Origin of the sequence: Saliphagus sp. LR7, assembly GCF_003344565.1 — an archaeon.
In the GTDB taxonomy this organism is placed as follows: Archaea; Halobacteriota; Halobacteria; order Halobacteriales; family Natrialbaceae; genus Saliphagus; species Saliphagus infecundisoli.
Map to the genome: position 1 here is coordinate 117,373 of NZ_QPND01000011.1, position 23,471 is coordinate 140,843.

Here is a 23,471-nt window from a genome sequence, read left to right on the forward strand (position 1 = left end):
CGGTTCGGGCGCGACGGGGACGCGATCCGCGGGCCGAAGCGGTCCGTTCCGACGAGGAAGTTCTCGGGCGGATAGTGACCGTCGGCTGAATAAGTTTACCACCAGCTTCGACCCACCGGTTAAATAAAGTGGATCGGGGCCGAACGGGACGAACGGAGATGGGATCGCCACCACACATCGCAGTCATCGGGGGCGGATCGACCGGAGCCGGGATCGCCCGCGACCTCTCGATGCGGGGCCTGGACGTGACCCTCGTCGAACAGGGGAACCTGACCCACGGCACGACCGGCCGGATGCACGGGCTGCTCCACAGCGGCGGGCGGTACGCGGTCTCCGACCGGGCGAGCGCGAGGGAGTGTATCGAGGAGAATCGGGTACTCAGGGAGATCGCGACCCACTGCGTCGAGATGACCGGCGGCCTGTTCGTCAAACGCCCGGAGGACGACGAGGAGTACTTCCAGGAGAAGCTTCGGGGCTGTCGAGCGTGTGGGATCCCCGCCGAGGTGGTCTCGGGGGCGGAGGCCCGCGCGATGGAGCCCCACCTGGCGAAAGACGTCGAGAAGGCGATCTCGGTCCCCGACGGCGCGGTCGACCCCTTCCGGCTCGTGGTCGCGAACGCCGCGAGCGCGATCGAACACGGCGCGCGCATCGAGACCCACTCGACGGTCAGGGACGTCCTCATCGAAGACGGCGAGGTGGTCGGCCTCGAGGTCGAACACGCCTCGGGCGCCGGCAAGCGCGTCCACGGCACCGAGGGGGGACGCGAGGAGATCCGCGCCGACTACGTCGTCAACGCGACGGGCGCGTGGGCCGGCCGGATCGGCGAGATGGCGGGCGTCGACATCGAGGTCCGGCCCTCGAAGGGCGTCATGACCATCATGAACGTCCGGCAGGTCGACACCGTCATCAACCGCTGTCGGCCGAAGGGCGACGCCGATATCGTCGTCCCCCACGAGACGACGGCCATCCTCGGCACGACCGACGAGGAGGTCGAGGACCCCGAGGAGTACCCCGAAGAGGGGTGGGAGGTGGACCTGATGATCGAGACGCTGTCGGAACTGGTGCCGATGCTCGAGGACGCCCGGACGATCCGCTCGTTTTGGGGCGTGCGCCCGCTGTACGAACCGCCCGAGGTCGGGAGCACGGACCCGACGGACATCACCCGCGACTACTTCCTGCTCGACCACGCCGAACGCGACGGCCTCGAGGGGATGACGAGCATCGTCGGCGGGAAGTTCACGACCTACCGGATGATGGGCGAGGAGATCAGCGACCACGTCTGCGCGCAGTTCGGGATCGACGCCGACTGTCACACCGCCGACGTTCCGCTACCGGGCAGCGAGGACTTCACCGTGCTCCGGGACTACATGGACGAGTTCGGCCTGCGATCGCCCATCGGCCGGCGGAGCGTCGAACGCCTCGGCTCCCGGGCCGACGAGGTACTGACGACCAGCGATCCCAACCCCACCGTCTGTACCTGCGAGGGAGTCACCCGCGCGGAGATCCGAGACGCGATCGAGGGGTCGGGCTCGGACCTGAACGCGGTCCGGATCCGGACCCGCGCCTCGATGGGCAACTGCCAGGGGGGCTTTTGTTGTCATCGCATGGCCGGCGAACTCCACGGCGAGTACGACGAGGACGTCGCCCGGCAAGCGTGGGACGAGCTACTCCAGGAGCGTTGGAAGGGCCAGCGCCACGCCCTCTGGGGCGAACAGCTCTCCCAGGCCGCACTGAACTACGCGCTCCACGCCACGACACAGAACCGCGACCGCGACCCGGCCGACGGCGATCCCGTCGACTTCACGGCGTTCGACGGCGGCGCCCGATCAAGCGAGCCCTCGGGAACGGCCGGCGTCGCCACCGACGGAGGGGGCCAGGATGGCGATTGAGTCGGAGGTGCTCGTCGTCGGCGGGGGGCTCGCGGGACTGACGAGCGCGCTCGCGGCCGCACGCGAGGGCGCGGACGTCCGGCTGGTCTCCTACAAGCAGAGCTCGCTGCACCACGCCTCCGGGCTGGTGGACTTGCTGGGGTACACGCCAGACGGCGAGGGGCCAATAGTCGATCCCTACGCCGCGATGCCCGGGTTGCCCGACGACCATCCGTACCGAACGGTCGGCGTCGAGACGGTCCGGGAGGCGATGACTCTGTTCGACGACGTGACCGACTACCGCGGCGGCCACACCGACGCGAACGCGCTGGTCCCGACCCACGGCGGGACGGTCAAACCGACCGCGCGCTACCCGGCGGGCGCGGCCGCCGGGCTGGCGAGCGACGACCGCAACGTGTTGCTGGTGGGCATCGAGTCCATGACCGACTTCGATGCGCCCCAGGCCGCGGCCCACCTGGAGGCCGCGGGCGTCCCGTTCGACGTCCGCGGGGAGACGATCCGATTTCCAGGCGACCTGCGGGCGGACGCGAAGGTGACCCGGTACGCGAAGCTGCTCGACACGAACGGCGAGGTCGCCGTCCGGGGGCGAACGCGGGGCGCCCGCGACGCGCTCGCCGAACGGGTCAACACCGTCCACGGGAACGAACGGCGCGTCGGTTTCCCGGCCGTCCTCGGCGACCAACATACCGACGCCGTGCGCGGTGCGCTCGAGGACCGGATCGGCGCCGACGTCTTCGAGGTTCCGATGGGACCGCCGTCGTTACCCGGCCTCCGGCTGGAAGAGGCCCTGTTCGAGGCCCTAAAGGAGGCCGGCGCGAGCGTCGAGACCGGAAACCCGGTCGTCGATTTCGACGCCGACGGCGGGGAAATCGAGACGGTGTACGTCGAGAAAAACGGCGCGCGGATCCCCAACCGCGCCGACCAGTACGTCCTCGCGACGGGCGGGCTGGTCGGCAAGGGCATCGAATCGGATCGGGAGTCGGTCCGGGAGCCGGTGTTCGACTGTCACGTCGCCCACGCCGACGACCGCTACGAGTGGTTCGACGGCGACGCCTTCGGCGACCACCCCTTCGCCAGGTTCGGCGTCGACACCGACGAAACGCTCCGTCCGCTCGCCGCCGACGGGCGAGTCGAGTTCGAGAACCTGCGGGCGGCGGGATCGGTGGTCGGCGGCTACGACTTCGCCGCGGAGAAATCGGGCAGCGGCGTCTCGATCGCGACGGGCTACGTCGCGGGCAACACGGCTGCGATGGAGGTACGATGAGCGACACAGGACCCCAAACCGACTTCGATCCGATCGAACCGAACACGGGCCGCGAGTTCGAGCCCGTCGACGTCTTTCCTGCGACCGAGGAGTTCGACCTGCGTCCGGGCGCCGACTCCTGTTTCAAATGCTCGGCGTGTGATACGAGCTGTCCGGTCGCGGAGGTCGACGACGACTTCCCCGGACCGAAGTTCCAGGGGCCCGAACAGTGGCGGCTCAAGCGCCGGGAGGGTCACGAGATCGACGACTCGGTGATGTCGTGTTCGAACTGCATGCGCTGTGACGACGCCTGTCCGTCTGGCGTTCCGCTCTCCCAGATGCACAACACTGCCCGCGGGGAGTACGTCAGCGAGCAAATGAGCAAGACGTCGGTCGAATACTGGCGCAACCGCGTCCTCTCGAACTACCGCACCTCCGCCTTCCTCGCCAGCAAGGTGCCCCGCCTCGCCAACGTCGCGATGAACTTCGGGCCGGCCCGCTGGCTCATGGAGAAAACGATGGGTGTCACCAAAGAACGCGAGTTCCCCGAGTTCGCGTCCACGACGTTCCGCGAGTGGTGGGCCGAGCGCGGCGGGGCCGACGAGTCCCGTCGCCGTGCCAGAGCGCATCGTGAGCGTCTGGGACTGGACCGCGACGCCGACAAACGGGTCGCGTACTTCCACGGCTGTTACTCGAACTACAACACCACCGAGGTCGGGAAGGCAATGGTCCGCGTCTACGAACGCTACGGCTACGAGGTCGTCGCCCCCGAGCAGAAGTGCTCCGGGACACCGATGTTCGCCAACGGGATGCTCGCGGACGCGCGACGCCACGCCGAGGTCAACGTCTCCTCGATGGCGGACCTCGTCGAACAGGGGTACGACGCCATCGCGTCGTGTACCTCCTGTTCGATGGCGCTTCGCCAGGAGTACCCCGAACTGTTCGACATCGAGGGCATCGAGACGGTCGCCGCCAACACCTTCGAGTCCGTCGAGTACCTGCGCATCCACGAGGATCTCAAAAACGACGTCCGGGAGGCGAGCGTCTCCGGGGAGCTGGCCAGGGAGTTCGCCTACCACGCGCCGTGTCACGCCCGCAATCAGGGACTGGAGCGCCAGTCAGTCGAGTTGTTCGGCGACCTCGAGGGCGCCGGCATCGAGGACGTCGGCGACTCCTGTTCGGGGATCTCGGGAACCTACGGCTGGAAAGAAGAGAAGTACGAGACCTCGATGGAGATCGGCGAGGAGATGTTCGACCACATGGCCGAGGCCGACGGCGACGTCGGGATGACGGAGTGTCCGACGTGTGCGATGCAGATGGAACACGGCACCGGCTACGAGATCCGCCACCCCCTCGAGTTGCTCGAGGAGGCGCTGGTCGAGAACCCGCAGTCGGAACCGTAGCGGGTACGGTCGGAGTCGGTGCCGAGAACTCGTCAGTCGGTGGAGTTATTAGACGGCGTTGTAGAAGCATTTTCATCGTCGTTAGAAGCAGTAGAGGCAGTTTCATTAGATCCATTAGCATCGTCTGACGGGGTTGATGGTGACTCTAACCCAATGGTAACGTCATCGACTCCAGAAGCATCAATAGTGGTTCCATTGCTTTCAAAGCCGTCAGCACTTACGTCGATGGTCCATTCACCACAGCGTTCATCGATAATTGCTTCACCAGCTTTGTTAGTAGATCCGTCTGTATTAGCAAAGGCTCCAGCAGTAGTCGTAATGTCAACATCGATGGTAGCACCAACGATAGGTTCTTCAGCTTCGTCTAGGACAGTGATAGTGGTACTACACAAAGGTTCATTGAAGGTTTCTATTTGAACTTCAGTATCATCATGAACTTCTACGCTAGTCGTTTTCCCATATTCGTATAGATGGCCTTGTTGTCTAGTTGCAGCAGTAATGTCTACAACACCATTGTCGGCTAATGCATAGATGGAAACACCATCAGCAGGCTCTTCATATACATCTATGGTTGCAACGCCATCGTCGTTAGTTTGGATAATGCCATTGCCACCACTAAACATCAAAAAGCTTTGAATTGGTTCACCATCATCGACGGTAGTGATGGTTAGCTCATATGGCGGACCATCATCGTCTTCTTCAGTGTGAGAGCTATCAGAAGCTTCTGAAGTATCATTTTCTTCTTCAGTAGAGGTGTCTTCTTCGGTGTCATTCCCCTCCCCTTCATCTGGAGTGTCTTCTCCAGTGCTTTGTTCTTCAGTATCTTCCTCTACAGTTTCCTCTTCGGTATCCATCTCCTCTTCTTCAGTTTGTTGTGCCGTTTCAGTTGATTGCTCTTCAGTGGTCTGTTGATCGTCAGACGCATTATCAGAACCACTGGCATCTCCATCATCTACAGTGGCATTTTCAGGGGCCTGATTGTCGTCAGAATCGTTTTGATTGTTGGTAGATGGTTGTTCAGTTCTGTTAGAGCCATTGTCAACCCGCTCAGAACCGTTTGTGTTGCCTTCAGTCGTCTGTGAACGAGACGTATTGTTGGTATTGCTATTAGATGTGTTGTTTGTAGACAATTGATCTACACTGTTGGACTCGTCGTCAGAACTATTATTAGATGAAGTGGATGTGTTGTCATCTACGTCTTCTTCTGTACTTTGTTGTTCTTCATCTAACTGTTGAGTACAGCCAGCTAGGAGCACAGCACTACCAGCCAACAGGTTTCGTCGTCGCATATCCTTGTCCACAACGCACAGTCAAATAAAACTTGACAATAGTGATAACAGTCACTAATGGCGTCAAAGGAGCAATAGAGTAGGGCTGGGCGGTATCTTACTTACTGAGTTATTGAGCAAACCTCTGACTTAGTAGTAATAGAGCCCTGTGTGATAATGTTTATACTATCTTATAAGTTATAGACCTATCCAACTACATTGATGGTTGGTTGCGGCTCAATGGCCTATGACGCCTTCAATTGGTTCAACTGACGCAAATCCCTAGACGGAAGGCACTGCACTTACTGAGTAGGTGAACTGAAACCGTTTGACCGGTAGATGCTTTTAATTCACCGCTCTATACTGTGTATAGCCGTCGTCCAACAGAAGTATGGGCCAACTCGGATTTGAACCGAGAGCCTCCACCTTATCAGAGTGGCGCTCAACCTAATTGAGCTATTGGCCCGCGCGTCTCCCCCTTGCCGGCTGTCGGGTTTAAACGTTTCTTTCTCCCCCGTCGACTATCGGGCGTCGGCGCCGTCGTCAGTCGGGTCGCCGTCGGAAGGGTCCTCGACGTCGACCGTGTACGACTCCCCCTCGACGGAGTAGTCGTCGTCGCCGAGATCGACGGTGTCCCCACCGTCGTCGGCGTCCGGGCCCGGTCCCGTGCCCGTCCGACCGGCCTGGCCCCCGGCGTCGGTGCCGCCACCGCCGGGGAAGCCGTAGGTCCAGACGGCGCCGCTCGTGAACCCGCCGGTCTTCTCGTCGAGATAGGGAGTCACGACGTACCGTTTGACGCCCATCCGGATCGGGACCCGGGTGATCGGGACGACCAGCAAGAATCCGATCAGGTCGGTGACGAGCCCCGGCGTGAGCAGGAAGGCGCCTGCGGCGATCAGGAGCGCGCCGTCTAAGAGTTCGTTCGTCGGCGGCTGCCCCTCGGCGAGCGAGCGCTGGATCTTGCGGATCGTCCGCCGGCCCTCCGCCCGGACGAGGATCATCCCGACCAGGCCAGTGAGGACGACCAGTAACACCATCCCAACCCAGCCGACGTAGGTGGTCTGGCTGACGACGACCGCGAGCACGACGGCGTCGAGGAAGGGGATGAGCAACAACGCCAGGATCCACCGGAGCATACCCTGCGGTAGCGTCCGGGGGATGAAAACCCTTTACGTCCGACACGGGTTCGACCGGTCGGACGCGCCGGGCGATCCCACGGGCGAACGAAGGCCTTACGCCCGCCACGACCGACCCTCCGGCATGGACGACCAGAGCCGGGTCGACTGGCGCCCGTGGGGGGAGGCCGCCTTCGTCGAGGCCGAGCGATCCGACCGGCCCCTCCTGCTCTCGCTGACGGCGACCTGGTGTGACCACTGCCACGAGATGGACCGGGAGACCTACGCCGTCGAGTCGATCGCCCGGACGATCGAGGAGCGGTTCGTCCCGGTCAGGGTCGACGTCGACCGGCGCCCGCGGGTCCGCGACCGGTACAACATGGGCGGCTTCCCCTCCACGGTCTTTCTGTCGCCCGACGGCTCCCTGCTCACCGGCGCGGGCTATCTCGGCCCCGACGGGATGGAGCAGGTCGTAGAGCGAGTCGGGACGATGTGGGACGAGGAGGGCCGCGAGGCCGGACGGATCCCGCGGGCGCTCGCCGGGGAGGAGCCTCCCTCGGGAGAGCTCTCGGAGGCGATCGAGACGGGGATGCTCGTCGCCCTCACCGACGCCTACGACGAGGTCGTCGGCGGCTGGGGCGATGGGCCGAAGTTCCCGCTGCCGGAGGCCCTCGAGTTCGCGCTCGCCCGCGACCGGTCGATGGCGACCCGCTCGCTGGACGCCGTGAGCGCGAACCTGCTCGACGACCACGAGGGCGGCTTCCACCGTTTCGCGGGCGAGCCCGACTGGTCCGGTCTCCGCCACGAGAAGCTCCTCGACACGAACGCCGCCCTCGTCAGGGCGTTCTCGAACGCCTACCTCGCGACCGGCCGCGAGGAGTATCGCCTGCCGGCCGAACGGACGATCGAGTACCTGACGACGACGCTGTGGACCGGCGACGCCTTCGCCGCCAGCCAGGCGCCCGGCGACCCCGAAGCGTACACCGCGGCGGCCACGGATCGGGAGGCAGCCACCGAGCCACCGGTCGATCGGACCGTCCTCGCCGGCCCGAACGCCCTCGCCGTCGAGGCCCTGCTGACCTACGGCGCGTACACCGACGACGAGCGCGCCCGTCAGTACGCCGAACGCGCCCTCGATACGATCCGGGAGTCGCTCCTCGACGGGGGAGAAGTCGTCCGGTATCGTGAGCCGACGCGCGAGGGGGGCCACGACGGCGGGGAGGCCGACCCGCCGCCGTGGCGGACGGACACCGAGTCCCCCCGGCTCCTGCTCGCCGACCAGGCCCAGGTCTGTCGGGCGCTGCTCGCCGCCCGAAGCGTGCTCGGAAGCGACACCGTAGCGCCCGCTCGAGAGGTCGCAGACCGGACGATCGAGGCCCTTCGCGAGGGAGAGTCGTTCCTCGACGGCCCCCGGGAGGGCGAGGGGTTGCTCGACCGTCCGCTTCGCCCGCTCGAGGGCAACGTCTGGATGGCCGACGCCTGCCTCGACCTCGCGACCCTCGCTGGCGACGACCGCTACCGCGAGGTCGCCCGGGAGACGCTCTCGGCGTTTGCCGGCGCGAGCGACCGTCTGGGTCCCGAAGCCGCGGGCTACGCCGCCGCCGTCGCCCGCCTCACGGGGGACCGGCTCGTTATCCGGGTCGGCACCGACGCGGGATCGGACCTCCATCGGGCCGCCTTCCGCCTCGCCGACCACGAGAAACTCGTCGTCCCCCGGGCCGACGTCGAGAGCGACACCGCGGTCGTCGAGTACGGCGACCGCGTCGCCGAGCCGGCAACGACCCCCGCCGAACTCGAGAGTCGAGTCTCGGCGCTGTTCGAGTGAATCAAACTACCACAGCGTTTATACTCGACGGGGCGGACGTCCCGGTATGGCCAGTCTCAGGGATCTCGGGCTCTCGGAGTACGAATCGCGGGCCTATCGCGCCCTGTTGAACACCGGTCCGACAACGGCAAAGGAGTTGTCACGGGCCAGCGACGTCCCGATGGGCCGGATCTACGACGTGTTGGGCGCGATCGAACAGTACAACCTCGTCCGGAGCCAGACCGCCAGCCGCCCGAAGAAGTACGTCGCCGTCGAACCCGACACCGCCCTCGAGCGCCTGCTCGACGACAAGCGACGCGAACTGAGCGAGACCGAGGAGCGCTACGAGGCGATGGTCGAGGAGCTCTCCGCGGAGCTAGAGGCCGCCGAACCGATCGAGGAGGAGTTCTGGACCGCCACGGTCGGCCCCGAGGAGACCGCCGACCTCCTCTTGGAACGGCTCGCCGCGGCCGACGACAACATCGTGATGGTCGCCGTCGATCCCTCGCCCCAGCTCGACATCCGAACCCTGGGCGAGGACGCACTCGCCCACTTAGAGGACGCCCTCGATCGGGGCGTCACGGTCGAGATCCTGATGAGCCGGGAGCTCGTCGACTCGCTTCCAGAGACCGTCGGCCGGCGCTATCGCGAGGCCCTCCAGGAGCGTGCGGACTTCGCGGTCCGGACGAACCCCGACGTCCGAGGGTCCTTTACCATCGTCGACGGCGTCGAGGTCTGTATCCAGGTCCCAAACCCGCTTGGATCGGGCGAGGCGTTCGGGATGATCGACCTGAAGGACCCCGAGTTCGCCGCCGACGTCTACGGGAAGTTCGGGCCCCGGTGGGAGGAGGCGACACCGCTTTCCTTTTAGAGTTGGTATCTCTACGGGCCATTCGTTCCAACGGCATTGTGGGAAACGCCACCTACAGGTGTGGATCTCCCAAAAGAGTATGATGTTTCGCCAGTGATAGACGAGACATGCCCTCGTGGGAGGGGTTGAAAACGTGGTTCGACTACGAACTGGTGTTTACAGGGCTCGCTGTGGTGTTCGTCCTGATCTATTGGGGAGCGAGTCGAATACCACCGCTCTTCGGCGACTTCGCGGTTTCGGGTCCCCAACTCGCGGGCGTCGGAATCGGTATTAGCCTGAGCGTGATTCTCCTTCTGATGTGGATGGCACGAGGACTCGACCGATAGATTCGACGCTCGTCGATTCGTCCGGGGTGTCTAGTCGCCGTTGACTTCTGCTCGCAGGGTCCCCATCTCGACGACGCGCTCGGCGTGGGCGTTGTGCTGGTGGATCGACTCGTCGTTGGACTGTTTCATCGTGAGGACGGCGTCGTCGGCGAGGCCGTCGAACCGATCGACGACGCCCTCGGCCATCGAGCGTACGCAGTCCTCGACGAACTTGGCGTCGCTGTGGGCGTCGAAGGTCATGTGGTCCTCGTCGGGCCGCTTCGCCAGGTTGTAGATCCGGGCGCTCATCGAGTCTCTGGCGACGTCGATGAGGTCGTTCAGATCGACGTCGGGGTCGCCGTCGGCCTCGACGGTGAGGGTGGCGTGGCCCCGCTGGGAGTGACCCGGCTGGGGAATCTCGTCTAAGAACTCCGTGATCTTTCCCTCCGCAACGTCCAAGTCCTCGAGCTTCTGTTTCGCGCGGGCGACGGACATCCCCTGGGAGCACGGACAGACCGTCATCCCGACGACGCGGGCGCCGATCTCCTCGCGGGTGCCCTCCTCGGTCGCGGTCGCGCTCGCGAGGATGTCCACCGTGTGCTGGGTCTCGCGGTCGGTCGCGGGCGTCCGCTCGCGGCGGACGAACTCGGCCTCCATCGACACTTCGGCCTTCGTCGTGTAGTCGTGTTTCTCGAGCAGGCGTTCCGCGGCGTCGCCACAGACCTCCTCGGTCCGGTAGGCCTCCTCGCGTGTGGCCGCCTCGAGCACCTCGTCGATGACCTCCATGTTCCGGCTCATGTCGGCACCCTTGCGCCAGGAGGGCAGATCGACGAAGACCTCGAACTCCGCCATCAGGACGATCGGCCGTTTCCCGTTACGGGCGATCTTGACCAGTTTCTCGACGCCGGTGACCCCCACCTGGCTCAGCCCGACGGTGACGTCGGGGGCGTCCGCCTGGACGTCCGGCAGCTGTTGGCTCATTGACCGACCTTCAGGAGAGCGCGCGATTAGGCCTTTCGGAACCTGCAGGCCGCTCGTTTATACGCTGAACAGGCGCGTATCCACGCCCTTGAGTGGTCTGCGTAACGTTTGAACACGTGGTCGTCAAGGCTGGGACCGACGGGACGAGGAGACGCAGTTTGCAGAGCTTGGACGTGCAAAGGTTACGCCAATTACTCCGGGGCGTGGATACGCGCCGTCAATTGCTGCAACAATCCACCGCCTATTGCATGGCCGGATATTCTATACTGGATCGGTAGTAGTAGTAAGTTCTCGAGGTCGATAACTGGTTATGAAGCCAGAAATCGATGCGCATCCACCGAACTTTCGAAGCGTCAATCACCAACCCAGGGCAGGTGAGTGACGACCTCGATCAACTCGGACGGGCCGCGTCGAAACTCTGGAACGTCGGTCGCTACTACGCACACGAACAGTGGGACGATACGGGCGAGATCCCCGATGACGGGGAACTCAAATCCGATCTCAAAGGCCACGAACGCTATACGGATCTTCATTCTCAATCCAGTCAGCGCGTTCTCGAGGAACTCGCTGAAGCGTTCAACGGTTGGTTCAGGAAGCGTCGGAGCGGCGAGAGCCGTGCCCGACCGCCCGGCTACCGCAAACGCGGCGATTCGCACCCACGTTCTACCGTGTCGTTCAAAACGGATGGCTTCAAGCACGATGCACAGTTCACCCGCGTTCGCCTCTCTAAAGGACGAAACCTGAAGGAACATCCCTCGGACTTCGTGCTATGCGAGTACGGGCTACGTCCCGACGTAGACCTCTCCGAGTGAGACATTCAACAGGTCCGGGCCATCCACAAGTACGATGAGTGGCGGCTGCACTTCGTCTGCCGGAAGTCGATTGATCCCGAACCACCCGGTGAGGAGACTGCCGGGGTCGACCTCGGTATCTCGAACGTTGCCGCGCTTTCGTTCGGCGGTGAGTCGATCCTCTTCCCCGGCAACGCGCTGAAAGAGGACGAATACTACTTCGGACGAAAGAAGGCGAAGTGTGACGATAGCCGGTCGAACGAGCGGCTTCGGCTGGATCGGAAGCGCACGGAACGCCGAACCCACGTCCTTCATACGCTCTCAAAACACATTGTTGCGGAGTGCGTCGAGAGAGATGTCGGAACGATCGTCATAGGAGACCTCGGTGGTATCCGAGACGACGAGAACGGGGACTCCCGCAATTGGGGCAAACACGGTAACCTCGACCTTCACGGGTGGGCGTTCGACCGCTTCACGTCGATACTTGACTACAAGGCGGAAGCCGAAGGGATTGACGTGACGGGGGAGTCCGAACATGATACCTCAAACACGTGTTCCGCCTGTGGGACGAAAGACGGCAACCAGCGCGTCGAGCGCGGGTTGTATATCTGTGAAGAGTGCGATACGGTGGCGAACGCGGACGTGAACGGTGCGGAGAACATTCGGCGAAAAGTAACTCCGAGTCCTTCGCAGGATAGGAGTAACGGCTGGTTGGCACAGCCTTCAGTCCATCTGTTCGATTGTAGTGAGGGCCGTTTCGCCCCGCGAGAACAGGTCGTGGACTGTAAACCGTAATATCCCAACGGCGGTCGAGATTCCACGTCGTTTACGGCGCGGGGGATGTCAACCCGGGCCCAACAGTGATATGGACGCCCCACCCAGGTGAGCCAAGAGCCGGGATGACGAGACAGTACAACCCCGCCGAGGCCCGCGAGTTCTGGCAGTACGTCTGGGATCGCGAGGACGTTTACGCGCTTCCCGAGGACGTGACCGACCCGACCTACGTGCTGGGGATGATCCCCTACACGTCCGGGACCCTCCACATGGGACACGTCCGCAACTACGCGATCGCGGACGCCTGCGCCCGGTATCGCCGAATGCAGGGCGAGGACGTGCTCCACCCGATGGGATGGGACGCCTTCGGCCTCCCCGCGGAAAACGCCGCCGAGCGGCGCCACACCGACCCCGAGTCCTGGACGCGGGCCTGCATCTCGCGGATGCGCGAGGAGCTCCGGACGCTCGGCTTCGGCTACGACTGGTCGAGGGAGATCACGACCTGCGAACCGGAGTACTACCGCTGGAACCAGTGGCTCTTCGAGCGGTTCTTCGAGGAGGGGCTGGTCTCCTACGAGGGGGCGACCGCCAACTGGTGTCCCGACTGCGAGACGGTGCTCGCCGATGCCCAGGTCGAGTCCGTCAGCGAGTCGGGAAGCGTCGAGAACAGGGACAGCGACCAGGACCAGCGCCACGGCACCTGCTGGCGGTGTGGAACCGCAGTCGAGCGCCGGGAACTCGACCAGTGGTTCCTGCGGGTTACGGAGTACGCCGACGACCTCCTCTCGGGGCTCGACGACCTCCCAGGCTGGCCCGAGGGCGTCCGAGAAATCCAGCGCAACTGGATCGGCCGCCGGGAGGGCGCCCGGATCGCGTTTCGAGTCCCCGACTACGGCACCGTCGAAGCGTTCTCCGCGGAGCCCGAAACGGTCTACGGCGCGACCTTCCTCGCGCTCTCGCCGGGCCACGATCTCGCGGCGGAACTCGCGACCGACGACCCGGGCCTTACCGACTTCCTCGAGCGCGACCGCGACGCCCGCGAGGGGGGCTACCGGACCGACGCGCGAGCGATCCACCCCCTGACCGGCGAGGAGCTTCCGGTGTACGTCGCCGACTACGTCCTCGCCGACGTCGGCACGGGCGCGGTGATGGGCGTTCCCGCACACAACGACCGCGACCGATCGTTCGCGCGTGAGCAGGGCCTCCCGCTCGAGGAAGTGATCGTCGGAGAGGGGGCGGGCGGCGAGGAATCGCGGGAGGTGCTGACCGGCAGCGGGGAGTACGACGGACTCGCCCGGCCCGAGGCCCGCGAAGCGCTGTTCGAGCGGGAGGCGTTCGAGCCGGCGACGACCTACCGACTGCGCGACTGGCTGATCTCCCGCCAGCGCTACTGGGGGACGCCGATCCCGGTGGTTCACTGCAAGTCGTGTGGCCCCGTGCTCGTTCCCGAAGAAGAGCTTCCGGTCGAACTTCCGGAGTTCGTCGAGACGACCGGCAACCCGCTGGAGGCGGTCGAGTCGTTCGTCGAAGCGGAGTGTCCTGACTGTGGCGCCGACGCCCGCCGGGAGACCGACACGATGGACACGTTCGTCGACTCCTCGTGGTACTTCCTGCGATTTCTCGATCCCGACCTCCCCGACGCGCCGTTCGATCCCGACGCCGCCCGCGAGTGGATGCCGGTCGATCTCTACGTCGGCGGCGACGAGCACGCGACCGCCCACCTGCTGTATGCCCGGTTCGTCATGCGTGCGCTCGCCGACATGGGCCTCGTAGACGACCCCGAGCCCTTCGAACGTCTCGTGACCCAGGGGACGGTGCTCCACGGCGGCGAGAAGATGTCGACCTCGACGGGCAACGTCGTCGCACCCCACGAGTACGGCGCGGAGACGACCCGCCTGTTCTTGCTATCGGGGGCCCACCCCGAACAGGACTTCGAGTGGACCGCCGACGGCGTCGGATCGGCCTACGACCTCCAGCAGAGCCTGTTCTCGACGGTCGTCGAGTTCGTCGAGGAGGCGACCGTCCGCGAGGAGCGCGAGCCGAGGGACGACTACCTCGACGGCGAGACCGACCGGACGATCGAGATCGTGACCGCCGAGTACGAACGCGTCCGGTTCCACCGTTCGGTCGCCGAGATCCGGCGGTTCGTCCGGCTTCTCGGGCGCTATCACGGCGACGGACCGGTTCACGAAGAGAGCTATCGGCGGGCCTTGCTCGCCGTTACCCGCCTGATCGGTCCGCTCGCCCCCTACGTCGCCGAGGAGTGCTGGAACAAGCTCCGGGGGGAGGGCCTCGTCGCCGGGAGCGACTGGCCCGAGCCGGCCGTCGAGCGCGGGGCCGACCGCGTCCGCCGCGAGCGCCGGCTGGTCGATCGAACGACCGACGACGTCCGGGAGATCGCGGCGGTCGTAGACCGGCCGGAGCCCGACAGCGTCGAGATCGTCGTCGCGCCCGACTGGACCCACCGCGTGGCGGACCTCGCCCGCGAGACGGGCGATCCGGCGACCGTCGCCGAGCGGCTGGCCGGGGAGGGCCTCGGGATCGAGGCCGAGCGGGTGCGAGAGTACGCGGCCTCGGTCGTCGAGAGCGGAGGGGTCGATCCGGGCCTCAAGCCCGAGCGGGAACTCGCGGTCCTGCGAGAGGCCGCCTGGCTCGTCCGCGAGGAGTTCGGCGCCGAGGTGACGGTCCGTCGGGGCGAGGGCGGCGAACTGGCCGACGAGGCCCGACCGGGGAAGCCGGCGATCCGTCTCGAGTGAGAACGAGGAAGCCAGCCCACCGTCGATCGCGATCCGCCTCCGCCGGAACGATCGATCGGCACACCGTTTCCTCTGCCCGACGAGCCGGGAAGGACACACTTATCCTCCCGCCTCGAGTGAGCCAGTACGTATGGACGAGGGGGGCCGATCGACCCGATCAGTCGGCCGGATGGAACCGAGCCAGGCGATCATCGAGGCGGTCGCCGACCGCGAGGGCGTAGAGCCGACTGAACTGGCGCCGCCGGAGTACGAGACGCTGTACGAGGTCGTCGATCCCGGGGCGCTCGACGCGCTGTTCGCGCCGCGGGCAAACGGCGCAGGCCGGCTCGACGGTTCGGTCACCTTCCGGTTCTGTGGGTACACGGTGAGCGTCACGGCGGAGGGGACGGTCTCGGTCGAGCCGGCGGAGTGAGTCCGAAGGGGAACACGGATACGGGACCCGTCCCAACCCCCGATAATGGCTATTGCGACAGCGAGACGGCGGCTCCGCGAGCACGCTCTCGGCGTCACCCTGTTGCTGACGGTCGTCGGCTACGCGCTCGTGATCGGCACCTTCCTCGTTGATCTGCCGATCTACCCCGACCTGACCGAGGCCCAGGTGAACCTGCTTTCTCACGCGATCGCAGTCATCAACGCGGCGGCGACCCTCCTGCTCGTCGCCGGCTGGTACTGGATCCGCCGGGGCGAGGTAGACAAACACCGGCTGGCGATGGTCGGCGCGTTCGTCCTGATCCTCGCCTTCCTCGTCGTCTACCTGCTCCGGGTCGGCGGCGGCGGCGAGAAGTACATCGCAGGCGCCCCCGATCTCGCACGGTACGCCTACCTCGGGATGCTCGCCGTCCACATCCTGCTGTCGGTGGTCGCGGTCCCGGTCGTCCTCTACGCGCTCGTCCTCGGACTCAGCCACACGCCGGCCGAGTTGCGAAACACGGCCCACGCCCGGGTCGGCCGGATCGCCGCGGGCTCGTGGATCCTGAGTCTCTTTCTGGGAGTCGTGACCTACGTCCTCCTGAACCACGTGTACGGCTACGAGTTCCACCCGGTGACGGTCCTCCCCGTCTAAGTACCGCTAGTCGGTCCGTGGGATCGACCGCGCGCCGAGTGCGAAGAAGGCGACGGCAAAGGCCGACAGGACGAGCAGGTTCACCGTCGGATCACCCCCGCCCGCGACCTCGGGTGCGGTCGCAGCCCGGACCCCCCGCGCGAAGTACGTGAGCGGCGAGAGCGCCATCAGGGGCTCGAACCAGCCCGGAAGCTGGGCCGCGGTGACGAACGTCTCCGAGAGAAAGAGCAGCGGAAGCCCGATCGCGTTGCTCGCGGCGACGGCGCCGTCCCGGGAATCGGTGTAGCTGCCCAGCATCGCGCCGACGCCACAGAAACAGACGACGCCGACGACGACGTAGGGTACCAGCAGGGGAGAGAACGCGATCCCGGCGCCGGTGAGGGCGACGACGAGACCCAGGATGAGCAGACTCGCGAGGCCGATGATCGCCGCGTTGACGACCGTACTGGCGAAAAGCCACTCCCCGCGGGTGAGCGGGGTGGTCGCGAGCTTCTCGAAACGGTTTCCCTCGCGGTGGCGTGCGACCTCGCTGCCCAGCCGCGAGAGGGGAGTGAAGAGAACGACGACCGCGAGATAGCCCGGAACGTAGTAGGCCGGCGGCTCGGCGAACAGCCCCCCGCCGCCCGGATCGGTCCGGACCAGCGCGCCGAAGATGACGATCAGCAGCGCCGGAAAGAGGAACGTGAAGAAGACCGCAGTCCGCCGACGGGCGAACGACCGCCAGCCGGCCGAGACCTCCGCGCGAAGGCGTCCCACGCGGCTCATCGGGCCGACTCACCTCCCGTCCCGGCTCCGGCGGGACCGACGTCCGCCTCGTCGAAGCCGACTTCGCCACTTCTCCCCGTTCGAACGCCCTCGACCTCCCCCGCGAGTTCCATGTAGACGTCCTCCAAATCGGGTTCGCTCCAGGCGATCCCGGTGTACTCGATGCCCCGCTCCTCCAGGGCGGCGACGACGCCGCCGATCCCCGTGGGGTCGACGCCCTCGACGACGACGCCTCCCGCGACCGTCCTCGTCGGGTAGTCGACTCCCTCGAGGGTAGAGTCCGTCTCGACGACCAGCCTGCTCTCGCCGGCGTACTCCGCGATCAGGGTCTCGGGGGGGTCACAGGCGACGAGGTCGCCGTCGGCGAGCAGGCCGACGCGGTCGGCCATCCCTTCGGCTTCGGCCATGTCGTGAGTCGAGACCAGAACCGTGGTCCCGCCCGCCGCAAGCGAGTCGACCAGTCCCCGCACCGTGCGCCGGCCCGCGGGGTCGATCCCCGTCGTCGGCTCGTCCATGATCACGACGTCGGGGTCGTTGACCAGTGCCGTGCCGACACAGAGCCGGCGCTGCTGGCCCCCCGAGAGGTTCTCGTATCGCGTGTTGCCGGCGTCGGCGAGGCCGACCTCCCGAAGAACCGTGTCGGGCTCCCTGGCGTCGTCGTATAGTCCCGCGTAGTAGGCGAGCAGCTCCCGAGCAGTGAGCCGCTCGGGGGGCGAAAACGACTGGGGGAGCACCCCGATCCGGTCGCGATCGACCGCCTCGGGGCCAGTTCCGAGGATCGTCGCCGACCCCGAATCCGGGCGGGTCGTCCCCGTCAGTGCCCGGATCAGCGTCGTCTTCCCCGCGCCGTTGGGGCCGATGAGCGCGAACACCTCTCCCGACCGGATCGACAGCGACACTCCGTCGACGGCGAGATGGTCCCCGTACGCCTTCCGCAGGTCCTTGGCGACGACGACGGCGTCCTCGGCGTCCATACCGGCGCTACCGACCGCCCGCGGGTAAGGGGTTCGGTTCGTCGGGCACCGCGCAGGCTCACGCAAGGCCAACGCCCAGGAAGCGGATCGTCGTAGCCGACCCCATGGTAGAGATCGGCTACACGCTCTCGAGCGAGGAGCACACCCCCGACGAACTGGTGGACAACGCCGTCCGCGCCGAGGAGGCGGGTTTCGACTTCGTCTCGATCTCGGATCACTTCCACCCATGGGTGTCGGCCCAGGGCGAGTCCCCCTTCGTCTGGTCCACGCTGGGTGCCATCGCCCGCGAGACCGAGGAGGTCGGCATCGGCGTCGGCGTCACCTGCCCGACGGTCCGGATCCATCCAGTCAACGTCGCCCACGCGGTCGCCACGATCGCGGAGATGGCCGACGGCCGCTTCACCTTCGGCGTCGGCACCGGCGAGAACCTGAACGAACACGTCGTCGGCGAACGGTGGCCCGAACACGACGTCCGCCTCGAGATGCTCGAGGAATCGATGGACGTCATGCGAAACCTCTGGACGGGCGAGGAGGTCAGCCACCACGGCGACCACTACACCGTCGAGAACGCGAAGCTCTTTACCGTCCCCGACGAGCCGATCCCGACGCTCGTCTCCGCCTTCGGTCCCCAGACCGCACGAATGGCCGCCGACTACGGCGAGGGGCTGTGGTGTTCGGGTCCCCAGGCCGAGGTCGTCGAGGCCTACGAGGACGCCGGTGGGGAGGGTCCGGCCTACACCCAACTCCACGGCTCCTATCAGGACACTGAGGAGGAAGCGATCGATACGGTGTACGATGTCTGGCCCAACGGCGCGATCACCGGCGAACTCGCCCAGGAACTCCCCTCGCCCGCACACTTCGAACAGGCAGCGGAGATGGTCGACCGCGAGGACGTCGCCGAAGGCGGAACGATCACCGAGCCGAGCCCCGACCCCTACGTCGAGAGCATCGAGACCGCGATCGACGCGGGCTACGACCACGTCTACGTCCACCAGATCGGCGACAACCAGGAGGAGTTCATCGACTTCTTCGCCGAGAACGTGATGCCCGAGTTCCGGTAAAGGCGCCTGGGTTCGGGCGGCTTTTACCGCCGGCAGGCGAACCCGCTCGCATGGAGTACACCACCCTCGGTGAGACCGGTCTGGCCGTCTCGCAGCTCTGTTATGGTACCTGGCGCTTCGGCAAGGAGACCGACGGCGTCGTCGAGACCGACCGCGAGGAGGCCCACGAGATCCTCGATGCCTGCCGCGAGCAGGGAATCAACTTCATCGACACCGCAAACGTCTACGGAGACCCCAACGGCACCGCAGAGGAGTACATCGGCGAGTGGCTCGAAGACCACGATCGCGAGGAGTACGTGCTCGCCTCGAAAGTCTACTTTCCCTTCGACGGCTGGGGCGAGCCCGGTCCGAACGACTCGGGGCTCGGCCGAAAGCACATCCGCGCCCAGATCGAGGGCACCCTCGACCGATTGGGCACCGACTACCTCGACCTCTACTACATCCACCGCTGGGACGACGACACCCCGATCGTCGAGACGATGCGAACCCTCACCGATCTCGTCCGCGAGGGGAGAGTCAACTACCTCGGTGCCTCGACGATGGCCGCCTGGCAGCTCACGAAGGCGCTCTGGCAGTCGGATAGCGAAGGACTCGAGCGCTTCGACGTCACCCAGCCCCGGGTCAACGCCATCTACTACGACGAGGTGAGCGACTATCTCGACGTCTGTGGCGATCAGGACCTCGCGGTCTGTCCGTACTCGCCCCTTGAGGGCGGCTTCCTCACGGGCAAGTACGAGCGCGCGGGCGACGACCCCAACGACGTGATCTCGCCGGACGGCTCCCGGGGCAGTCTGAGCGGGATGTCCGTCGACGAGAACGACTGGGCCGTCCTGGAGGAAGTCGAGGCGGTCGCCGACGAACTCGACGCGACGCCCGCCCAGGTCGCCCTGCGCTGGCTGATCGACCAGCGGGAGTTCACCTGTGTTCCGATCGTCGGCGCGCGCTCGCCCGACCAGCTCGCCGAGAACGTCGGCGCGGTCGAACTCGAACTCTCTGACGACCAGTTCGATCGGATCGACGAGGCGCGCTGACGACGCGCGTCAGGACTCCTCGGAGTCGGAACAGGTGTCGATTCCCAGCAGGGCGTTCGCGCCACAGAAGCCGGTCGCCCAGTTGACGAGGAGACCGGCACCCGCAACGACCGCGAGGACGCCGGCCGTCCGCCTCCCTGCCAGGATGGCCACGAGGGCGGCGACGACCAGCGAGGTGCCGAGGACGCCTCTGACGGTTCGATCCAGTCCGCCGACGTTCTTCGCGGGTCTCATGCCTAGCGGAAGGGGCTGGCGGAAAATAAGCGTGGTCCCGACTTATACGGTCGGAGACAACGATTTCCCGTTCAGTCGTAGCAACGCATTACGACTGACGTTCACTGACTCGTCTCGTCTCCGAACGTATCAGAGCACGAGCGCGTCGATCAGGACGGCGACGAGGACCGCCCCGAGGAACGCGTTCGAGGCATGGAACGACCGGAACGCGGCGGCCTCGCTTTGCTCGAAATGGAGCGAGACGGCGGCCAGGAGGAAGATCGCCCCGAAGACGACGACGGTCGCGGCGTAGAGGGTCCCCAGATCGGTGATCCAGGCGAGCGCGATCGTTCCCAGCAGGGTCGCGCCGATGTAGTAGAGGATGTGTTTTCGGGTGACGGTCTCCCCGCGGACGACTGGCATCATCGGGAAGCCGCCGCGGGCGTAGTCCTCCTTGTAGGCGAGCGCGAGGTTGTAGAAGTGCGCGGGCGTCCAGAGGAAGATCACGCCCGCGAGCGCGAGCCCCGGGGCGCCGATCTCGTTGGTCACCGCGGCCCAGCCGATCAGCGCCGGCAGGGCGCCCGCCGCACCCCCCAAGACCGTGTTCTGAACGGTATGGGGCTTGAGTAGGAGGGTGTAGACGACGCTGTAAAAGAGGATCGCGGCCAGGCCCAGCGCGGCCGCGAGCGCGTTCACGGTGAGGAAGGCGGTCATCGAGGCCGCCGCCAGAGCCAACCCGAACAGGAGCGCGTTCCGAACGGGGATCAGTTCGGTCGCCAGCGGCCGGTCTGCGGTGCGGGACATCCGCCGGTCGACGTCGCGCTCGAGGACGTGGTTGAAGGTGCCGGAGGCGCCGATCGCGAGCACGCCGCCGCCAAGGGTCGCGACGATCGTCCGGGCCTCGAGAGCGGGTCCAGCGGCCAGGGCCATCCCGGCGGCGGCGACCAGACAGAGCAGCCACATCAGGCGGGGTTTGGTCATCTTGAAGTACGCCCAGGCGGTCCGACGGGCGCGTCCGACGGCCGAACGGTCGACGCTGCCGGCGTCCGCGGCGGTGCCGGTCGGCTCGTCGGGGCCGGCGATGGGCTCTGCGGGCCGGTCGATCCGATCGTCGGTGCCAGTCGCCCGCTCTAGGTCCCAGGCGAGCGCGCCGACGACGCCCGCGAAGATGACGACGCCGAGCGCGAGGTGGAGTCCCGGCGCGACTGCGTCCGGGCCGAGGGTCGCGGTGACGGCGCCGACGCCGACCTGGAGGGCGTAGAGCCCGGTCGCCGAAAGCAGGGCGGCCCGGACGCGGCCGGAGGCTCGCCCCAGCAGGGCGGCGGCGGTCGAGGCGGCGACCAGGAGGCCGACGACGACGGCGGCGAGCCGGTGGCCCCAGGCGACGGCGAGTTCTGTCTGGCCCGGCGCCGTCGGCGGGGAGCAGGCCGGCCAGGTCGAACACGCCGCGGCGGCGTCGGTCAGCGAGGTCGTGGCGCCGACGATCAAGAGGAGGTAGACCCCCACCGCGGTCGCTGTGAGCAGCCGCGAGAACCGTTCGTGTGTTCCGATCGGACGGGGGAAGTCGGTCGGTGCCACCGTTGGCTAGAGGTTCGGCTCCGCGTATTTAGCGTCGGCGGTTTTTCCCACGGCCCTCTGCTCGTTGGGGCCCCCAGCCTTATCGACCCGCGCTCCGGAGGTCGGGTATGCAGTTCGACTGGATGGTCCAGTGTTACGCCGGCGACGGCGTCCACCGCGACGCGCCGCTGCTCGAACGACTCGACCGCGAGACCGTCATGTCGGGCGTCGATACCGCCGTCGACGTCGGCCTCGAGGGGCTGTGGGCGCCCGACCACTTCATGCTCGGTCCCCGCGCCGAGGAGTACGAGGTCTGGACGCTCCTCTCGGCGCTGGCCGAACGAACCGACGACGTCGATATCGGCCCCCTGGTGGGGTCGATCACCTACCGGAACCCCGCCCTGCTCGCGAAGATGGCCACCACGGCCGATATCCTCTCGGAGGGCCGTCTCAGGCTGGGCCTGGGCGCGGGCTGGCACGAGGCCGAACACGCCGCCTACGGGTTCGACTTCCCGGACGTGGGCACCAGAGTCGACATGCTGGAGGAGGGAGTCGAGGTCGTCCGGACGATGTTCACCGAGCCCAAGCCGACCTTTCATGGCTCTCACTTCGAGATCGAGAACGCGCTCAACGAGCCCAAACCCGTTTCCGACCCTCACCCGCCGATCGTGATCGGCGGCGCGGGGCCTCGAATGCTCCGGCTCATCGCCCGCGAGGCCGACGAGTGGAACGTCGAGATCAGCGCCCGGGCACGTGGCAAACCCATCGAGTTCAAGGTAGAGAAGTTCGAGGAGTACGCCGAGGAGGCCGGGCGCGACCCCGCAGAGATCGACCGGTCGTGGCTCGCCCACGTCCTCGTGTGCGAGGACCAGGAAGAAGTCGATGAGTACGTCGATCGGATCTTCCCGCTGCCCTGGGGCGAGGAGTCCGACATGGACGAACAACTGGAGGACATAGAAGACGCCCGCGAGAAGGGGAGCATGCTGATCGGGACGCCCGCCGAAGTCGCCGAGGGGATCGAGGAGATTCGGGAACTCGGCTTCGGCAAACTCCAGCTCATGTTCCTCGACTTTCCCGACACTCGAGGCATGGAGCTGTTCGCCGACGAGGTCGCGCCCGAATTCCGGTGATCGCGAGCGCGGTTCGGGGACCGGACTCGAGCTACCAGGAGGTGACGGTTACGTCCCGGAGCGGGCGCGCCAGCGGAATCTCGACCTGTCCGTCCGTGTAGTGAGAGAGGTAGAAGGCAATGATGATCTCCAGAGAGCGCGTCGCCTCCTCGCCGGTCGAGCCGTTTTCGGCCTCGCCCTCCAGGACGTCGACGATGTGGGCGGCCGCGTTCGCGAACGCGCGCTGATAGTCGTCGTCCCACGTCCAGGCGCCCTCGATTCCCGGGAGGGGCCGTTCGACGTGGTCGCCGTCCTCGAGACTCCAGTAGCGCCACTCGCCGTCGTCGTTGTTCATGTAGAGCTTTCCCTCCGTGCCGACGACGTTGAACGTCATCGAGGAGATTTCCCGGGGAAGCGTGCAGTCGACGGTGACGAACGTACCGTCGTCCATCACAACGAACCCGCCCCCGCCCGAATCGTCAACCTGTTCGCCTGCCT

Annotated in this window: 18 protein-coding genes, 1 tRNA gene and 2 pseudogenes; 12 read left to right on the top strand and 9 right to left on the bottom strand. The window is 66.0% G+C overall.

Translation table 11 applies throughout. The annotated features are described in order from the left end of the window. Nucleotides 1-158: 158 nt before the first annotated feature. The 3 genes from glpA to DVH23_RS15335 are packed head-to-tail and all read left to right on the top strand — an operon-like array spanning nt 159 to nt 4,535. Nucleotides 159-1,889 carry an anaerobic glycerol-3-phosphate dehydrogenase subunit GlpA gene (gene glpA, locus DVH23_RS15325; RefSeq protein WP_114578330.1) on the top strand — a complete coding sequence of 577 codons (1,731 nt, stop codon included), beginning with the start codon at nt 159-161 and terminating at the stop codon, nt 1,887-1,889. Then, a complete protein-coding gene (glpB, locus tag DVH23_RS15330) occupies nt 1,879-3,153 on the top strand; it encodes a glycerol-3-phosphate dehydrogenase subunit GlpB (RefSeq protein WP_114578305.1) in 1,275 nt (424 codons plus the stop codon). The genes glpA and glpB overlap by 11 nt, the downstream gene beginning before the upstream one ends. Next, nucleotides 3,150-4,535 (top strand): anaerobic glycerol-3-phosphate dehydrogenase subunit C, encoded by a 1,386-nt coding sequence (locus tag DVH23_RS15335; protein ID WP_114578306.1) that lies wholly within the window; start codon nt 3,150-3,152, stop codon nt 4,533-4,535. The genes glpB and DVH23_RS15335 overlap by 4 nt, the downstream gene beginning before the upstream one ends. Before the next feature lie 32 nt (nt 4,536-4,567). Here DVH23_RS15335 and DVH23_RS23610 read toward each other — a convergent pair whose 3' ends face one another. The 3 genes from DVH23_RS23610 to DVH23_RS15345 all read right to left on the bottom strand — a co-directional run bounded on the left by DVH23_RS23610 (nt 4,568) and on the right by DVH23_RS15345 (nt 6,939). Then, nucleotides 4,568-5,824 carry a carboxypeptidase-like regulatory domain-containing protein gene (locus DVH23_RS23610; RefSeq protein WP_157972411.1) on the bottom strand — a complete coding sequence of 419 codons (1,257 nt, stop codon included), beginning with the start codon at nt 5,822-5,824 and terminating at the stop codon, nt 4,568-4,570. Nucleotides 5,825-6,195: 371 nt separating this feature from the next. Continuing rightward, nucleotides 6,196-6,269 (bottom strand) — tRNA-Ile (locus tag DVH23_RS15340). A gap of 55 nt (nt 6,270-6,324) precedes the next feature. Next, nucleotides 6,325-6,939: an FxsA family protein gene (locus DVH23_RS15345; protein WP_114578307.1), complete on the bottom strand. Its 615-nt coding sequence runs from the start codon at nt 6,937-6,939 to the stop codon at nt 6,325-6,327. 124 nt (nt 6,940-7,063) lie between these two features. On the opposite strand from DVH23_RS15345, the gene DVH23_RS15350 reads away from it, so the two are divergent. Together DVH23_RS15350 and DVH23_RS15355 are read left to right on the top strand one after the other, a co-directional pair. Beyond that, entirely contained in the window at nt 7,064-8,743 is a 1,680-nt protein-coding gene (locus DVH23_RS15350; protein WP_114578331.1) for a DUF255 domain-containing protein, read from the top strand. Between the two features lie 46 nt (nt 8,744-8,789). Further along, a complete protein-coding gene (locus DVH23_RS15355) occupies nt 8,790-9,593 on the top strand; it encodes a TrmB family transcriptional regulator (RefSeq protein ID WP_114578308.1) in 804 nt (267 codons plus the stop codon). A 356-nt stretch (nt 9,594-9,949) separates the two neighbouring features. Here the strand turns inward: DVH23_RS15355 and mptA are convergent, their stop codons facing one another. Continuing rightward, entirely contained in the window at nt 9,950-10,879 is a 930-nt protein-coding gene (gene mptA / locus DVH23_RS15365; protein WP_114578310.1) for a GTP cyclohydrolase MptA, read from the bottom strand. A gap of 326 nt (nt 10,880-11,205) precedes the next feature. Here mptA and DVH23_RS15370 point away from each other — a divergent pair. The 4 genes and pseudogenes from DVH23_RS15370 to DVH23_RS15385 all read left to right on the top strand — a co-directional run bounded on the left by DVH23_RS15370 (nt 11,206) and on the right by DVH23_RS15385 (nt 16,263). Then, nucleotides 11,206-12,465, top strand: a pseudogene (locus DVH23_RS15370) (RNA-guided endonuclease InsQ/TnpB family protein). A 104-nt stretch (nt 12,466-12,569) separates the two neighbouring features. After that, nucleotides 12,570-15,200: a leucine--tRNA ligase gene (gene leuS / locus DVH23_RS15375; protein WP_114578311.1), complete on the top strand. Its 2,631-nt coding sequence runs from the start codon at nt 12,570-12,572 to the stop codon at nt 15,198-15,200. A 130-nt stretch (nt 15,201-15,330) separates the two neighbouring features. After that, entirely contained in the window at nt 15,331-15,612 is a 282-nt protein-coding gene (locus tag DVH23_RS15380; protein ID WP_114578312.1) for a HalOD1 output domain-containing protein, read from the top strand. Between the two features lie 45 nt (nt 15,613-15,657). Further along, entirely contained in the window at nt 15,658-16,263 is a 606-nt protein-coding gene (locus tag DVH23_RS15385; protein ID WP_114578313.1) for a DUF420 domain-containing protein, read from the top strand. Between the two features lie 6 nt (nt 16,264-16,269). Here the strand turns inward: DVH23_RS15385 and DVH23_RS15390 are convergent, their stop codons facing one another. Next, the gene (locus DVH23_RS15390) at nt 16,270-17,028 is read right to left on the bottom strand and encodes an ABC transporter permease (RefSeq protein WP_114578314.1); all 759 of its coding nucleotides are present in this window, start codon (nt 17,026-17,028) and stop codon (nt 16,270-16,272) included. Further along, complete coding sequence (locus tag DVH23_RS15395; RefSeq protein WP_114578315.1) at nt 17,025-18,002, bottom strand: ABC transporter ATP-binding protein; 978 nt, start codon at nt 18,000-18,002, stop codon at nt 17,025-17,027. Before DVH23_RS15395 ends, DVH23_RS15390 begins: the two co-directional genes overlap by 4 nt. Before the next feature lie 104 nt (nt 18,003-18,106). On the opposite strand from DVH23_RS15395, the gene DVH23_RS15400 reads away from it, so the two are divergent. Together DVH23_RS15400 and DVH23_RS15405 are read left to right on the top strand one after the other, a co-directional pair. Further along, on the top strand, nt 18,107-19,063 hold the full coding sequence (locus tag DVH23_RS15400) for a TIGR03557 family F420-dependent LLM class oxidoreductase (RefSeq protein ID WP_114578316.1): 957 nt from the start codon (nt 18,107-18,109) through the stop codon (nt 19,061-19,063). 50 nt (nt 19,064-19,113) lie between these two features. After that, on the top strand, nt 19,114-20,094 hold the full coding sequence (locus DVH23_RS15405; protein ID WP_114578317.1) for an aldo/keto reductase: 981 nt from the start codon (nt 19,114-19,116) through the stop codon (nt 20,092-20,094). 9 nt (nt 20,095-20,103) lie between these two features. Here DVH23_RS15405 and DVH23_RS15410 read toward each other — a convergent pair whose 3' ends face one another. Together DVH23_RS15410 and DVH23_RS15415 are read right to left on the bottom strand one after the other, a co-directional pair. Further along, nucleotides 20,104-20,328: a DUF2892 domain-containing protein gene (locus DVH23_RS15410; RefSeq protein ID WP_114578318.1), complete on the bottom strand. Its 225-nt coding sequence runs from the start codon at nt 20,326-20,328 to the stop codon at nt 20,104-20,106. 129 nt (nt 20,329-20,457) lie between these two features. Next, nucleotides 20,458-21,885, bottom strand: a complete 1,428-nt coding sequence (locus tag DVH23_RS15415; protein WP_114578319.1) for a heme o synthase — start codon at nt 21,883-21,885, stop codon at nt 20,458-20,460. Nucleotides 21,886-21,992: 107 nt separating this feature from the next. On the opposite strand from DVH23_RS15415, the gene DVH23_RS15420 reads away from it, so the two are divergent. Continuing rightward, nucleotides 21,993-22,994, top strand: coding sequence for an LLM class flavin-dependent oxidoreductase (locus DVH23_RS15420; protein ID WP_114578320.1), 1,002 nt, complete (start codon nt 21,993-21,995; stop codon nt 22,992-22,994). A gap of 31 nt (nt 22,995-23,025) precedes the next feature. On the opposite strand, the pseudogene DVH23_RS15425 reads toward DVH23_RS15420, so the two are convergent. After that, nucleotides 23,026-23,471 (bottom strand): annotated as a pseudogene (locus DVH23_RS15425) (gfo/Idh/MocA family oxidoreductase); the annotation flags it as partial.

Bases quoted from the DNA above. Each gene is read 5' to 3' on its own strand.
- glpA (WP_114578330.1), top strand. From the start codon at position 159: ATGGGATCGCCACCACACATCGCAGTCATCGGGGGCGGATCGACCGGA.
- glpB (WP_114578305.1), top strand. From the start codon at position 1,879: ATGGCGATTGAGTCGGAGGTGCTCGTCGTCGGCGGGGGGCTCGCGGGA.
- DVH23_RS15335 (WP_114578306.1), top strand. From the start codon at position 3,150: ATGAGCGACACAGGACCCCAAACCGACTTCGATCCGATCGAACCGAAC.
- DVH23_RS23610 (WP_157972411.1), bottom strand. From the start codon at position 5,824: ATGCGACGACGAAACCTGTTGGCTGGTAGTGCTGTGCTCCTAGCTGGC.
- DVH23_RS15345 (WP_114578307.1), bottom strand. From the start codon at position 6,939: ATGCTCCGGTGGATCCTGGCGTTGTTGCTCATCCCCTTCCTCGACGCC.
- DVH23_RS15350 (WP_114578331.1), top strand. From the start codon at position 7,064: ATGGACGACCAGAGCCGGGTCGACTGGCGCCCGTGGGGGGAGGCCGCC.
- DVH23_RS15355 (WP_114578308.1), top strand. From the start codon at position 8,790: ATGGCCAGTCTCAGGGATCTCGGGCTCTCGGAGTACGAATCGCGGGCC.
- mptA (WP_114578310.1), bottom strand. From the start codon at position 10,879: ATGAGCCAACAGCTGCCGGACGTCCAGGCGGACGCCCCCGACGTCACC.
- leuS (WP_114578311.1), top strand. From the start codon at position 12,570: ATGACGAGACAGTACAACCCCGCCGAGGCCCGCGAGTTCTGGCAGTAC.
- DVH23_RS15380 (WP_114578312.1), top strand. From the start codon at position 15,331: ATGGACGAGGGGGGCCGATCGACCCGATCAGTCGGCCGGATGGAACCG.
- DVH23_RS15385 (WP_114578313.1), top strand. From the start codon at position 15,658: ATGGCTATTGCGACAGCGAGACGGCGGCTCCGCGAGCACGCTCTCGGC.
- DVH23_RS15390 (WP_114578314.1), bottom strand. From the start codon at position 17,028: ATGAGCCGCGTGGGACGCCTTCGCGCGGAGGTCTCGGCCGGCTGGCGG.
- DVH23_RS15395 (WP_114578315.1), bottom strand. From the start codon at position 18,002: ATGGACGCCGAGGACGCCGTCGTCGTCGCCAAGGACCTGCGGAAGGCG.
- DVH23_RS15400 (WP_114578316.1), top strand. From the start codon at position 18,107: ATGGTAGAGATCGGCTACACGCTCTCGAGCGAGGAGCACACCCCCGAC.
- DVH23_RS15405 (WP_114578317.1), top strand. From the start codon at position 19,114: ATGGAGTACACCACCCTCGGTGAGACCGGTCTGGCCGTCTCGCAGCTC.
- DVH23_RS15410 (WP_114578318.1), bottom strand. From the start codon at position 20,328: ATGAGACCCGCGAAGAACGTCGGCGGACTGGATCGAACCGTCAGAGGC.
- DVH23_RS15420 (WP_114578320.1), top strand. From the start codon at position 21,993: ATGCAGTTCGACTGGATGGTCCAGTGTTACGCCGGCGACGGCGTCCAC.